The following is a 14,077-nucleotide window of genomic DNA, read 5'->3' on the forward strand; positions in this document are numbered from 1 at the left end:
GTGTTAGCTCTGCGCCTCTTCTAACGTTTTTTCATCAATTAGGTAGTTGGCGATGCAACTGAGTTTTTCGATGGTTTCTGTCAATTCACGCTCAGGCTTAGATTGGTCAATGACACCAGCGCCAGCTTGCAGCCATGTAAGGTTATTGGCGCGATAAATTGAACGCAGTACCAAAGCTGAGTCCATAAACCCGTCATTATCTACAATCATTACACAGCCGCTGTACCAATCTCTGCTATTTGGTTCAAGGCGCAATATGGCTTCTATGGCTTCGCGTTTTGGGATCCCTGACGCCGTAACTGCTGGGAAAAGCGCTTGAAATGCATGCCATGGGTTTTTACCATTACTTAGTTGACCACAAACGCGAGAGGCTAGATGTTGTACACTGCCGCGACGGCGCACAGCCATAAATTCACTTACCGCAATTGAACTGGGTTCACATATTTGCTCCAATTCTTCTTGGGCTAATTTTACTGATACAGCGTGCTCCGCTATTTCTTTAGTATCGTTAAGAAGTTCTTCTCGTAGCTGCTGCTCTTCTTGTGGCGAGTTACCAAGTGAGCGAGTACCAGCTAGGGGTTGTGTGCTGATATATCCCTTGTTGCTGGCTTCAAGTAGGGTTTCTGGGCTGAAACCTGCAATTGAAAAGTCGTTTAACTGGTAGAGGAATGAGCGTGCAGGCGAATTATGTAAACGGCCGTAGCGGAAGCTCTTATTCAAACAAATGCTGTCTGGCACATGAATACGGCGAGACAAGATCACTTTTTGATATTGCCTGTTGCAAATTTCTTCGATGGCTTTAGCAACCGATGTTTTGTATTCATCTTTATATTGCGTGTTGATCTGTGGTGTTTGTAGAGGCTTAAGTGCAGCCGCACTTTCCGTTTGTACGCATGATGTATCTGCTTTTAAAACTAATGTTTCAAGCGCTTTGAGGTCAGCCTCAGTTAACGCGCGCAGTATCGCTTTATTTGCTTCAAGGCGTACCTCTAATTCTGGCACAAATAATTGTAAAGACTTTTCATGCTCAGTGCGTGTTTGAATACCGTGAAATACGCTAGCTAGTTCAAACTTGGCTACGCCATATAACCGCCAGTTTTCGAATTGAATACTTTGCAGTGCTTGCGCCATTAGCTCAGGAAAAGGTTTGCCATTAAACTGTTTTGTTTTTTCACCTTGTTGTAAGGTTATTTCGCTGCCGTTGGAATATAGTTCAGCTACTTTGCCAAGGCCAACAGACCAAGCAGACTTACACTCGTATATGGCTTTAAATGGATGGCTGCTGAGCTCAGAAATCCTCGGTGCTAACTGCATTGAAGTTGACTGGACAGAGATGGTTTTTTCAATATAGGGTATTGGTTTTAATTGGTTCATATTGGGCTCTACATACTCATCTTCAGCACGTTTTATCAGTGCTTTTTTATTGATCTTTCCTATCGCGGTGAGTGGCCAAAAACTGAGTGAAATGATTTGATCTGGATATTTGAAGCGTGCAACTTGCTGTTCTTGCAACAGCTGATAGACCTCACTGAGGGAAACGGGCTGACTAGAAATAATGCAGGCACAACTACGTTCGCCAAGATATGCGTCTGGTACGGGTACTAATATGGCTTCATCAATATAGGGGTGGGAGAGCAGTCGTTGTTCTATTTCTGCGACAGCGATTTTTTCTCCTGCTCGGTTAATCTGTTCTTTGATCCGCCCTTCAACAATTAGGTTACCAGCTTGGTTCACACGCACTAAATCACCCGTACGGTAAAAGCCATCGGTGGTAAAGGCTGTTTGGTTATGTGCTTGTGCTTTGTAGTAACCTGCGATGGTATAAGGACCTTTGGTTTGTAGCTCACCAACGTCACCTTGCGCTACGGGGTTATCTTGTTCGTCAACAATGCGTACTTTATCAAAGTCACAAAGTGGGCGGCCTTGGGTATGCACCACTTCATTTAACGGGTCATCCAAGCGGGTGAAGCACAGTAACCCCTCGGCCATACCAAACACCTGTTGTAGTTGACAACCAAGTACATCGGGCACTTGTATCGCTTGCTCGGCGGTGAACTTAGCACCACCCACTTGTAGCAGTTGCAGGCTACTTATATCGGTGTCATCCCATTGTTTAGCCTCAAGCCATAGTTTTGTTAAAGCGGGTACCAAAGCGGTGTGAGTAACTTTGTGTTGTTCTATAAGTGGAAACGCTTCGTCTGGCCCAGGCGTTGGACATAGCACCACCGTTCCACCCTGACAAAGTGTGCCAATGATCCCGGGGCATGCTAAAGGGAAATTATGGGCGATTGGTAAAACCGCTAAATAAGTGGTTTGCTCATTAAATTGACATAGCTCGGCAGAAGCCTTGGCATTGAAGTAATAATCATTGTGGCTGCGTGGAATAAGTTTAGGTGTACCTGTGGTGCCACCAGAAAGCAACATGAGAGCTGTGGATGTTGGATCGATATTAGAAACCTGCATGTACTCGGTACTGTCTAACTGAGAAAGGGATGTATATGGAGTGGAGGTTGGTGTATCACTCGCGACCAAGATATGCTCAATACTTGAACATGCGGACACAATACGTTGGGCCATAGCAATATAGTCGTGCCCCAAATAACTGCTTGGTACTATGTATGCCACAGGGTTACTGAGCTCACACAACGCTGCAATATCGGACTCTCGCTGCGCAGGCATGGCCAAAATTGGAATGACACCTAATTGGAACAGTGCGAAGCAACTAATTATAAAATCGAGAGAATTGGGCAGTTGCATCATAACGTGGTCGCCCGCTTTTAAGCCTATATTGCGAAACCCAGCGCTGCGCGTTATCACGCGTTGCTCAAACTGAGCGTATGTGAGTTCCGTTTCATCTTCTATCAGGGCGACGTTATCTGAAAATTGAGACCGCCAATCGGCGACAAGGGAACCGAGACTTTGTTGCTGCCAAATATTCTCTTCAATATAGAGGTCTTGCTCAGCCTTCGGCCGGACTGGCGTATCAATTGTTGTTTTCACTATTATTCTCCGGTTATGAAGCACGATCGCGGTTGGTCTTTGAGCCTTAGTAACTGCGAGTGTTATTTGTCATGAAATTTTCTTGCCCAAAAAATATGTTTTTGGACAATTTGTTCCCACCCCAAAAAGTTGTTGTATGCCCCTATCGGTAATTTTTTCGGGGAAATTTGCTTGCATATCAGAGAACTTATACTTACTTCCGATCTGGGGGATATTGAACGGATATGGGGAGAGTTGCTTGGATTGCTGCAGTAGGCTTATCGCTATTTTTTATTGTGATTAGATAAATCACCGTGTGGTAAAAGTTGACGGCATAAACCAGAGATACAAACAAGGAATTTGTTCCGGCCTTTAATGGCTGACTCTGTTGTTCAAGTTTCACGTTTGGTTGATTTAAATCTGATATCTCGAAAAGCTAGCGGATTGGCAAGAGCATATTTGTTTGGTTGCTCGGTGTTAATGTCGCTTCGGGTTAGTTTATACGACCTATTTTTAACCGCATTTAACGGAGTAGGTATATGCGTGTTGAGTCGCATGAAACCGACGGGCATTGCAGTCCTTGGTCTATCATTTTTACTATCTGCGCACCTTATAAAGGCAAGATGTTGATAGCTTTTAGCTTAATGGTGTTTGTCACTTTGCTTGAAATCGTGCCTGTGTATTTGTTATTTCTTTCTATCCAAGCCTTACTTAACCCTTTATCGACCTCCATGGACCTATTGTTGTGGATTGCAGCAGGTACTTTTGGCGCGATTTTATTGAAGTCTGGGTGTGCTATGGGCGCCTATTACTTCAGTCACCAAGTCTCTTTTAAAGCGCTCACTGAAGTTAGAATGACACTCGCAAGTCAATTGGCAAATATGTCGTTAATATGGTTCAGTGCTCAAAACCCCGCCGTTTTAAAACAAAATATATTGCAAGATGTTGAGCATATTGAAAACTTTATAGCCCATCAAAGTGTAGAGTTGTTTAACGCAATCCTTACTCCTTTTGTGGTCTTTACGGTGATCGCTTTTATAGACTGGCGGCTTGCTCTCAGCACGGTTGCAGTTGTGCCGTTAGCATTTTTTATTAGTAGTTTATTTATGTATAAAACAGCTGGTCAGTATGAGCGTTTTAGCCTTGTGTCAGAGGATTTGACCACGACACTAAGTGACTATGTTAAAAATATGCCATTGATGAAGCTATATAATTTAGACAGTGAACGATTTGCCGTTTTAAATCGAAAGTTGGGTCAATACCAGAAGTTGGTGCTCGAACTCACCGGCCAAACGGTGCCAGGCTGGACGTTATACACCGCATTGCTGAGTGCATCTTTTGTTTGCTTGTTACCTGCTGCGATTAGTTTACATAGTGCGCAAAGTGTTACTACTGAGCAGGTTGTTTTAAGTATATTACTGGCTGTTGGGATGCTTAATCCAATCATCAAAGTGAGTCGCTTTTTTATGGAGGCAAATGAGCTACTAGCTGGTGTTAAACGGATCACACCTATCTATATGGCGCGCTTTTCTAATTCATCTAGCGCACCTGTTAAAGCCGATAAAAAGTTGCCTCTAATGCAGTTTCATAATGTGGATTTTGCTTACCATTCTCATCAGGTTTTAGCTGATGTGCACTTTAAGCTAGTGCCTAATTCATTGAATATTATAGTCGGTGCATCTGGTAACGGTAAATCTACGCTTGCTATGTTGGCATGTGGTTTATTGTCTCCTTCATCAGGTAAAGTGCAACTATTCGGGCAGGATGTGAATTTACTAAGTGATAGTGTCCGATCGCAGTTTATGAGTGTGGTAACGCAAGAATGCTACTTATTTGAGGGCACGTTACGAGATAATATTTTGTTTGGTCGCAGCCATGTTAGCCCCGATGGACTAGAGCGTGCCATTATGGCTGCTCAAATAAAGCACTGGATAAGCCAACTACCTGAAGGTCTCGAAACACAGGTACAAGTGCGTGGACAAAATTTGTCTGGGGGAGAAAAACAACGTATTGCTATTGCACGTGCTTTGTTGGCCGCTCCCCCTTTGGTGATTTTAGATGAAGCTGCGGCGGCAATGGACAATGTGACACAATCCAAATTCTATCAGGCTATTCAAACGTATTATCCAAGCACTACTTTCTTGGTGATCACCCACAAGTATCTTGGCCTTGAAAGTATCGGTCAGATCCTTGTCTTGAAAGAGGGGAAAATTGTCTCACAGGGAACTCATGACGAGTTGTTATCGAGTTGCGACTATTATCGCCGCAGTTGGTTGCTGCAACACAGCGAAGGAGAGCAACAACAACTGGTAAAAGGCTCGTCAGATTTCCAATCTATAAACTATGAGGCTTAAATGGACAGACAAGCATTATTGAGTATTGCTCGAGTATTAGGACATGCAAGCTCTGGTAAGTGGCGCTTTTATACTGGCGTTGTTTTTCGAGTGTTAGAACGTAGTGTAGCAATTGCACCGCTGCTATTATGTTTCCACTGGCTACAACAGCAGTTTTTAACCACGTCAAAAGTGGTGCCCTGGCTTTCGACACCAATGGATTATTTTATGGCTTTAGGTGGTTGCTTTGTAATGCAACTGCTATGTGCATATATAGGCCAATATCAAAGCTTTGTAGGCAGTTATCAGGTTGTCCATGCGTATCGTATTAAATTGATCAATCATGTGCGACAACTGCCTCTCGGACGTATGCGGCGTACTCACAGTAGCGAGTTTTTAGAAATACTCACTGAGGATATAAAAAAAATTGAGAGTATTTTTTCCCATATCGCTCCCGATTTGATTTCTGCTTTGGTGACACCTGTGATTGGTCTGGTGGTGATGTTATTTATCAATCCTATTTATGCCATTAGTACATTGATACTATTGCCTTTGGCATTTTGGGTGATGGAAGTGTCGAAACGAAAGTTTGTGCAAGTTGCTATGGCTAAGCAGCAATCATATCGCCAAAGTGCCAGCGCCATTACCGATTATATTGAAGCACTAAAAACCCTCAAGTTATATGACCAAGCACAAGTATGGCTGTCCCACCTCGCCAAGCAGTTAGAGAAAACAAAGCAGCATAGCCTACAAGTGGAAATGTGGGGAGCCGGTCCCGTATTAACCTATCGCATCGTGCTAAATATGGCGCTCAGTATGTTTGTGATAATGTTAGCCATAACCTTACCAGAGCACCGTTTTTCAGGTATAGATTTCACCACTATTCTATTTGCCCTGCTGCTAATAAAACTACTCGAGCCCCTTCAAGAAGTTGGCGAATATCTAACGGTTTTACGTCTGGCTATGCAGTCTGAGCGCAAGCTTGAGTCTATTCTAAATGAGCCTGTGCTGGCTGAGCCAGATAATCCCCAATTACCAAGCAATTTTGATATAGAGTTTGAGCGAGTATCGTTTCAACATGGGTCTAAAAAGGTCATAGATGATGTGAGTTTTTGTGTGCCACAAGGCACTACAATGGCCATTGTAGGCGCATCTGGTAGTGGTAAATCAACATTATTAAATTTGTGCGCACGCTTTTTTGACCCTAATTCAGGTTGTGTGAAAATCGGTGGCCTAGATCTTAAAAACATTGGCTCAAAGGGTGTGCATCAGTTAGTTGGTATGGTGTTTCAAGATATCCAGTTAATCGATGCCAGTATTGTTGAAAACATTCGTATTGGTCGGCTTGATGCCAGCGATGAAGAAGTGATAGAGGCGTGTAAAACGGCTAATTGCTTAGAGTTTATCGATAATTTACCAAGTGGCATAAATACCCGAGTTGGCGATGGGGGCTTATTGCTGTCTGGTGGCCAAAGGCAGCGTATTGCGATTGCTCGAGCGCTATTAAAAAATGCGCCTATTGTACTGCTTGATGAAGCCACAGCCTCACTCGATCCTATTACTCAATCAGAGGTAATCATCGCCATGAAAAACCTGTTGCAAAATCGTACCGTGGTCACCATTGCACATCGGCTTTCTAGTATAGAAGGGGCTGATAACATTATCGTACTTGAGCAAGGTAAAATAGTGGAGTCGGGGTGTCACCATCGCCTGTTAGCGCATGGAGGGCACTACACGCACCTTTGGAATACACAGTCTATGCAACTTGTGTAAATGGAATACGTACTGGCATTATTAACAGGAAAGTAAATGAATAATTTAGTCAACAATGAGAGGGTGCAAGAGGCGGGTGATGCATTTAGTCTGAAGCCGCTGATGTTTGAGACATTTGTTTGTACTATGGCTGTAATGGGGTTTACTGCGTTAGCAGGTCCTATTGCTCATGTGATTGGGCTCAAAGCTTGGCAAATTGGCGCGGCGATGACAGTTGCTGGGATTGCTTGGGTTATTATGGCACGGTTCTGGGGAAGCCTTAGTGACCGAAAAGGTCGGCGCCCGGTGATACTCTTTGGACTGGCAGGTTTTGTCATTAGCTATGCATCGTTAGCAGTCTTTATCGACTTTGCGATGCAGACCGCAATAGTGCCCGTGCTTGCATTTGCAGGCATAGTGGTTGGACGTGGATTCGCTGGGATGTTTTATGCTGCGGTACCGGCGACCTGTGCTGCTTTAGTCGCGGATCATGTTGTGCCTAAACAACGTGCGGCAGCGATGGCGGGGATTGGTGCGTCAAGTGCGGCTGGTATGGTGATTGGTCCTGGGTTTGTTGGACTGCTTGGGCCTTTTAGCTTAAGCATGCCTTTGTATATTTCAGCAATGTTGCCCCTCATTGCTCTGATTGTTCTTTGGTGGGTACTGCCAAAGTACGAACGGCATGTGAAACCCAGCAACAACCGGGTTCGTTTAACGGATGCAAGGTTACGTAGACCTGTTACTGTGGCTTTTATTGCCGCTTTTAGCGTGGCTGTTGCGCAGATCACGGTTGGCTTTTTTGTCCTTGATAGGCTTCAGCTTGATCCTGCTGAAACTGCGCGCGCTGCAGGTATTGCACTCGCGACTGTTGGTGTGGCACTGATTATCGCGCAAGTGGCACTACAGAAGCTTGAATGGCAGCCTGCGCGACTAATTCAATTCGGCGGAGTCATCGCTGCCGCTGGATTTGTTTCTGCGATTTTCGCATCAGCGCCCATCTTGCTCTGGGTTTGCTATGGTGTCGCTGGCTTTGGTATGGGATGGATATATCCGTCTGTCTCTGCTTTGGCTGCCAATTCGGTGGAGGCTGATGAGCAAGGTGCGGCTGCCGGAACGATATCAGCGGCGCAAGGAATGGGTATTGTTATGGGCCCGATTGTTGGAACTGCTATTTATGAAATAGAGATTGGGTTGCCGTATGGACTAATAGCAGGAATGTTATTGGTAGCAGCTCTGACATCAGCTCGTATCCGCACTTAATCTTCCAAAAATTGGGATAGCAACTGTAACTTGCTCTTTAGCCGTTGTTATCCCTTAGGGCTGCGTCCGTCAACTTCTATATGCTTTGAATACACGCACATAGGTCACCAGGTGTGCGTGTGATCAGAGTTTCAAGATGAAGCGCGGGGCAAAGTTAGCGTGAACTTTGCTCCACCAAGTTCGGAAAACCCAACATGGCAGCTGCCGCGATGCCAAGTGGCAATTTTACGTACGATAGCCAGTCCCAGGCCATAACCACCATTATCTTTGCTGCGACTTTCATCTAAGCGAGAGAAGGGAATAAAAACCGATTCCCACTGAGACTTAGGGATCCCATCGCCATCATCCTCGATATGAAGATAAGCGCTGCTTTTGTCACATTCAAGACTAATTTCGATGTTTGAGCGACCGTACTTATCGGCGTTTTGTACAATATTTTGAATGGCTCGAGAGAGGTAGTGAGCGTTACCAGGGACGATAACCTGCGTGCTCTTTTTATTAAGAGTTATTTGTTTATCGGTGAGCTTACTAAGTTTGTTTATCTGGTCGTCGACAAGCGCGCAAAGATCCAGTGATGTTACTTCAAGTTTATCTACTTCAAATTCAAGGCGTGCGTAAGCCAGCATTTCATCTATCATGGCTTCCATTTCGACCACATCATCTGCCATATCGTTTGCTTGTTCACGGCTTTGCTCCGGCAGCATAGCTAAAGCAAATTTGAGTCTGGCAAGTGGCGTGCGTAGGTCATGGGAAACGGCATTGACGAGTAACTTTTGGTTTTCAATTAACCTTGCTACTTGAGACGCTAAATCGCGGATCTGCTCGGTTAAATTTGAAATAGCAGAAAACCGGGAATGCCGGGCCGCATTGGGTAGCTGACCTTGAGTGAGGTTTTCGGTGATATATCTCAGTTGCAATAAATCGAGCCACAACGGCCTTATCCACAGCATAAGTAAAAACGCGAGCACGGCATACGAAAGCAGTTTGATAACCCATTCTTTATTAGCAGCGGAAGCCGCTGGCGCTAGTGGCCCTAATTGTAGCAATGAGGTTGAATTTGGTACTTTGAAAGTGAGCCATGCACTACCTTCATCATCAAAACTCGTCAAAATTCCCCCTTGCATTAATGTGCTGGCTTGCTCAGGTAGCCAAGCGACATCATCCATGTCGAGTACTTTCAGGGTTTCCGACTCTTGGGGTAAGTTGTGTGAGGAAATACTCGCTTTGAGCGTGTTGGCGACCGCTTTTGCGTGTCGCAACTCATCGGGCGCAGAATGCACCCAATGAGACCAGATGGCTTCGCTCACTTGATTGATCACGACGATGCTGGTAAACACAGCCAAATAAAGGCTGAGTAATAGCTTTAGCACGAATTCACTAATCCCAAGCAGACTTCGAGCAGAGGTAACCCTTGCCCCACACGGTGATAAGCCTTGCGGGTTGCTCAAGATTGTCGCCAAGTTTTTTTCGCAAACGGCTAATACGTACGTCAACGCTTCTGTCTAATCCGTCGTACTCGCGACCAACAACGTGTTTATAGATATAGTCTCGGCTAAGTGTTTCACCAGCGTGGCCAGCAAGCGTTTTTAGTAAGTCAAATTCATAACTAGTTAGTTCAACTTCATCGCCTGCTAAATAGACCTTACGGTCCGATTTATCTATTTGTAATTCGCCCAAGGTGATCGAATCTGATTGTACCTCATCATTTTGTGTGCGCCTTATAAGTGCGTTCAATCGAGCAAGTAGCACGTAGGGTTCAACAGGTTTGATGATATAGTCGTCAGCGCCAATTTCGAGCCCTTTTACATGGTCGAAGTCGCTATCTTTGGCGGTAAGGAATAGAATCGGCCCTTTAAACTCACCGCGTGCCGCTTTACAAATAGAGAAGCCGTCAAGGCCAGGAAGCATAATATCTAAAATTAAAATATCAGGTTTCTCGGCTTCTATTGCCTTAATGGCGTTTATACCATTGTGCAATTGAACAACTTCAAAACCGTTATGGATTAAGAACTTTGCGGTTAACTCCGCTAATTTTACATCATCTTCGACAAGTAACACCTTAGCCATTAAAACACACTCCAATCGCTTCTAAGTTTACGTCTATATTGTTGATTGACGCTTGTGTGTACTTCAATATTTTGTTTTGCAACAACGTTATTTTTAGCATCTTTTAGGGTAAAGAGCATGGATTTTGAGAGGTGGATAATTTGTGTTGATTTTGCCTCCTTGGCGTGCTCCCAGCATTGCAATTTTTGTTGCTCTTGAAACAAGCATAAGCTCATTGAGGTCGGCGCGTACCAAGCAAATTTTGCGGTCATTTCACAACGTTGCCCAGCCTGTTTTACCATGCATGTAATCGGTTTTATTTCAAGACTGACATCATTGTTTTTTTTGGTTAAAGCTTGGCTAGACGTGCTGAAAATTATAATTATTATTGAATACAGCCTAAAATTCATATTTTCCCCCGACAAACACCGTCGCGGTATAACTGTCCTCGACAATCGGGCTATCTGTCATTGCATTATCTAGTTGTTGATACTTAGCGTTAAACTTGAATGTCCAAGATTTACTGACAGGGTAAGAGTAGGCAAAACTGATATAAGGTTGAAAGCTTGAACTACCTTTATACCACAGCGTACTATTTGCAATGTCTGCTTTGTCTATGCCGTAATAGTAGTCTATTAATTGTCGGCTCTTCCATTTTAGCCCACCTTTAATAAAGACATAAGTATTTGGGGAGCTGTCAAAACGAAAACGGTAGCTAACGCCAATATCCGCATTGTAGCCCTGATAAGTATTGGTTATATCGGTAAGCCATGATGCACTGACTTTTACTCTATCGTTTACCACCCAATGGGCTAAAACACCACCATCAACGGCCCATTTTCTCGACTCGATTTCATCCAAAGAAATAGCGGTTTGCTCTGCGGCAAATTCACCACCTGGTAATTGCTCGCTGGCGTCAAACCCCATTTTTTGTACGAAGATGTTACTCGGGTGGAACTTCTCAAAATAGGCTTGCTCAGTGTTAAAAGTCCCGATCAGACTGAGATCAAACTTATCGGAGTAATAAAAGGTGTAGCCCAAGGTACCATTATCTAAAAAGAGATGCTCGCCATAGTAACTAACGTAGGGAACGATGACTAAAGGGATATTCTCACCATCGTGAAGTGGGTTTGAGATCGCCCCACCGCCAAGTGCAATGCCAAACCGCCATTTGTCGACTGGCGTGCATTCGCTGTCATTTGCATCACATGGCACCGCTGTGGCATTTACCTGAGTGGTAACCAACAAGGCTAAGGCCATTAAAAACTTATTCAACTGGAACTCCGGTATTGGGGTTGGGCTTTGCACTTTTTTTGCAGATATTTTTCTTTGACCAAACGTCTGTCAATTAAAGCACAACATCGCTACTAGTCTAATTTACCAGCCGTCGTACAAATTACCAGAAAGGGTAACATTAAATAACAAAACAAGTTGCGAAGATAACAGAAATTTTTAACTGAAAGTTTAGGCTTAGTTTGCACTTAACTTACAAGGAAACAGATCATGAAATGCAAGATGTGGCTCAGTCTTCCGCTTGCCGCTAGCCTATGCGCATGCGGTGGTAGTAGTGACAACAATGAAGACAAATTACCAGAACTTAACGCCCTGAATAATAGTTCGGCTCCGTTAAAAACGGCCTCTTCAGCTCAGTTTAGTCAGTTTATCAAAAACGGTATTTTCGTTGCCAGTGGTGGATTGAGTAATAGTGATGACTTGGAAAACCCATCAACAACGGATAGTGAGCCTTATTCCGGTACAAACCAACTGGTTGACGGTGTGTCAGAAAGTGATCGAATTAAATTTGATGGCCGATATCTATTTATTGCAGGCTCAACGGGTGTCGCATATCAAGATGCTGACAATAAGACCTTTGTGCGTATCTTGGACACCAATGCTGGCGATGTTCCTACCCAAGTTAATGAGTTAACAGTGTCAGACTCTGAATTTGCCAGCCAAAACCTTTACCTTCAAGACAATCAGCTTGTTAGTGTATTAATGGATTATGAGTATGATTTTGCTGATGATATGTCTGAGCTAGACGTTCAACCTGAGATAAATTATCAAGGAGTGATTGAACTTGCCTTTAGTGACGTTGCATTACCAGCGCAAGCGGAAGTTGAAAAACGTTTTCAAATCGATGGCTCATTAGTTGGTAGTAGGTTAATTGGTGACAAACTTTACGTTATCGCAGACCATACGCTGAGCTATAGTGATTTTAATCCTGCTGATAAAGTAGCAAGTTACAATCGTTTAATGAACACCAACGTTAACGATTTATTACCTAAATTTAGAAACTTAACGCAAGGAAGTGCGGAGCCATTAGTGGCTGCAGATGGCTGTTTTTTACCAGCCGATGCCACTGCAAAAGATGGCTATAATGGCCTAACAACAGTCACCGAAATTGACATTCGTAACCCTGATGATGTGAAGACAACTTGCGTCAGTACTCGAGTCTTTGGTTTTTATATGTCAGCGACCGCCGTGTACCTATACAATTATGCATTTAACGATAGCGATGATGATGTGAAAACTTCACTCTGGGATCCCTCTGGTATGGTATTACATAAATTGCTGTTAACGGATGAAGGGGTAACATATCAAGCAACAGGCGAGGTTGACGGCCAACTTTCGCGTGTCAGCGATTCTATGGCTGCCACGCGCTTTGATGAAAAAGATGGCGTGTTACGTGTGGTAACGAGTCAGTATGATACGGAGATTGGTAATAGCCATAAATTATATGTACTTAAACCAGAAGGTACAGAACTCAAAACTGTGGCTACGCTACCAAATAGTCAAAACCCAACACCTATTGGTAAAGTTAACCCGGATACTGGGCTTGTGGATGAAGACGTTTATGCAGTGCGTTATTTCAATGATACGGCTTACGTCGTAACCTTTAGGCAGGTTGATCCACTCTATGTCTTAGATTTATCTGATGTATTGCAGCCTAGAATGGTGGGAAGCTTGGAGGTCCCGGGTTTTTCTTCTTATCTGCACCCAGTTGGTGAAGGCTTATTACTGGGGGTAGGCCAGCACATTGGCGACCCTGATGGAAACGTGCAGCCGGGTACCAAAGTCAGTTTGTTTGACGTAGCAAATCCTGCCGAGCCAAAGTTACTCAAAGATCATACTTTTGCAGGGGGGTTTACGCCGCTAGAATACGACTACCGTACATTAGCCATGCTGAAAGACAATGAGTCCGTAACCAGATTCACATTGCCAGTTGTTTACTGGAATACGGAGCAAACGAGCGATAGCGATTACAGTTGGTTTGCGCAAAATGAGCTTGCTGCGTTTGAAATTATCCAAGGTATAGATTCAACGCTCACTTACCGTGGCAGTAGTCGCGCAGCTGTAGCAACTCCTATAGACAATGATAAAGCACTCGGATATACCGAGGCCGATAGAGGGTTAATCCAAGCTGATAAACTACTTTATATCCATGGTAACTATGTCTGGCAGAGCAACTGGTTGACACCAGCCGACAACAGCGGACCACATTAACCTAACTCCCTTTAAATATTAGGTTGTTGTACACTGTTTCGTTGCCAAGCGGTGAACTGTAGCACTGCTTAACACAGCTTCAGAGTTAACGTTACTTTTGCTGAGCCTGTATCAGCGAAACAGTGATTTTGGCCCCGCCTAGCGCGGGGCTTTTTTCATTTAAAGATAAGGGGCTACTCAGTGGTAGCCCCTCGGATCAATGC

At 44.1% G+C, this 14,077-nt stretch carries 9 protein-coding genes; 4 read left to right on the forward strand and 5 right to left on the reverse strand.

Translation table 11 applies throughout. The features are described from left to right. Positions 1–3: 3 nt before the first annotated feature. Positions 4–3,000 (reverse strand): salicylate synthase, encoded by a 2,997-nt coding sequence (locus CWC29_RS24160; RefSeq protein WP_138523955.1) that lies wholly within the window; start codon positions 2,998–3,000, stop codon positions 4–6. A 518-nt stretch (positions 3,001–3,518) separates the two neighbouring features. On the opposite strand from CWC29_RS24160, the gene CWC29_RS20185 reads away from it, so the two are divergent. From CWC29_RS20185 to CWC29_RS20195, 3 genes are read left to right on the forward strand one after another with little or no spacing between them, the layout of a single operon-like run. Next, on the forward strand, positions 3,519–5,333 hold the full coding sequence (locus CWC29_RS20185) for an ABC transporter ATP-binding protein (RefSeq protein ID WP_138523957.1): 1,815 nt from the start codon (positions 3,519–3,521) through the stop codon (positions 5,331–5,333). Further along, positions 5,334–7,085, forward strand: coding sequence for an ABC transporter ATP-binding protein (locus tag CWC29_RS20190; RefSeq protein WP_138523959.1), 1,752 nt, complete (start codon positions 5,334–5,336; stop codon positions 7,083–7,085). 36 nt (positions 7,086–7,121) lie between these two features. After that, on the forward strand, positions 7,122–8,324 hold the full coding sequence (locus CWC29_RS20195; protein ID WP_138523961.1) for an MFS transporter: 1,203 nt from the start codon (positions 7,122–7,124) through the stop codon (positions 8,322–8,324). Positions 8,325–8,455: 131 nt separating this feature from the next. Here the strand turns inward: CWC29_RS20195 and CWC29_RS20200 are convergent, their stop codons facing one another. From CWC29_RS20200 to CWC29_RS20215, 4 genes are read right to left on the reverse strand one after another with little or no spacing between them, the layout of a single operon-like run. After that, positions 8,456–9,694 (reverse strand): ATP-binding protein, encoded by a 1,239-nt coding sequence (locus tag CWC29_RS20200; RefSeq protein WP_138523963.1) that lies wholly within the window; start codon positions 9,692–9,694, stop codon positions 8,456–8,458. A 7-nt stretch (positions 9,695–9,701) separates the two neighbouring features. Beyond that, positions 9,702–10,391: a response regulator gene (locus CWC29_RS20205; RefSeq protein WP_138523965.1), complete on the reverse strand. Its 690-nt coding sequence runs from the start codon at positions 10,389–10,391 to the stop codon at positions 9,702–9,704. Further along, complete coding sequence (locus tag CWC29_RS24165) at positions 10,391–10,780, reverse strand: DUF3019 domain-containing protein (protein ID WP_128726096.1); 390 nt, start codon at positions 10,778–10,780, stop codon at positions 10,391–10,393. The genes CWC29_RS20205 and CWC29_RS24165 overlap by 1 nt, the downstream gene beginning before the upstream one ends. Next, positions 10,770–11,645 (reverse strand): MipA/OmpV family protein, encoded by an 876-nt coding sequence (locus CWC29_RS20215; RefSeq protein WP_235956699.1) that lies wholly within the window; start codon positions 11,643–11,645, stop codon positions 10,770–10,772. Before CWC29_RS20215 ends, CWC29_RS24165 begins: the two co-directional genes overlap by 11 nt. 228 nt (positions 11,646–11,873) lie before the next feature. On the opposite strand from CWC29_RS20215, the gene CWC29_RS20220 reads away from it, so the two are divergent. Beyond that, a complete protein-coding gene (locus tag CWC29_RS20220; protein WP_138523967.1) occupies positions 11,874–13,874 on the forward strand; it encodes a beta-propeller domain-containing protein in 2,001 nt (666 codons plus the stop codon). Positions 13,875–14,077: the final 203 nt, after the last annotated feature.

It is taken from the genome of Pseudoalteromonas galatheae (assembly GCF_005886105.2).
GTDB lineage: Bacteria > Pseudomonadota > Gammaproteobacteria > Enterobacterales > Alteromonadaceae > Pseudoalteromonas > Pseudoalteromonas galatheae.

Bases quoted from the DNA above. Each gene is read 5' to 3' on its own strand.
- CWC29_RS20185 (WP_138523957.1), top strand. From the start codon at position 3,519: ATGCGTGTTGAGTCGCATGAAACCGACGGGCATTGCAGTCCTTGGTCT.
- CWC29_RS24165 (WP_128726096.1), bottom strand. From the start codon at position 10,780: ATGAATTTTAGGCTGTATTCAATAATAATTATAATTTTCAGCACGTCT.
- CWC29_RS20195 (WP_138523961.1), top strand. From the start codon at position 7,122: ATGAATAATTTAGTCAACAATGAGAGGGTGCAAGAGGCGGGTGATGCA.
- CWC29_RS20220 (WP_138523967.1), top strand. From the start codon at position 11,874: ATGAAATGCAAGATGTGGCTCAGTCTTCCGCTTGCCGCTAGCCTATGC.
- CWC29_RS20190 (WP_138523959.1), top strand. From the start codon at position 5,334: ATGGACAGACAAGCATTATTGAGTATTGCTCGAGTATTAGGACATGCA.
- CWC29_RS20205 (WP_138523965.1), bottom strand. From the start codon at position 10,391: ATGGCTAAGGTGTTACTTGTCGAAGATGATGTAAAATTAGCGGAGTTA.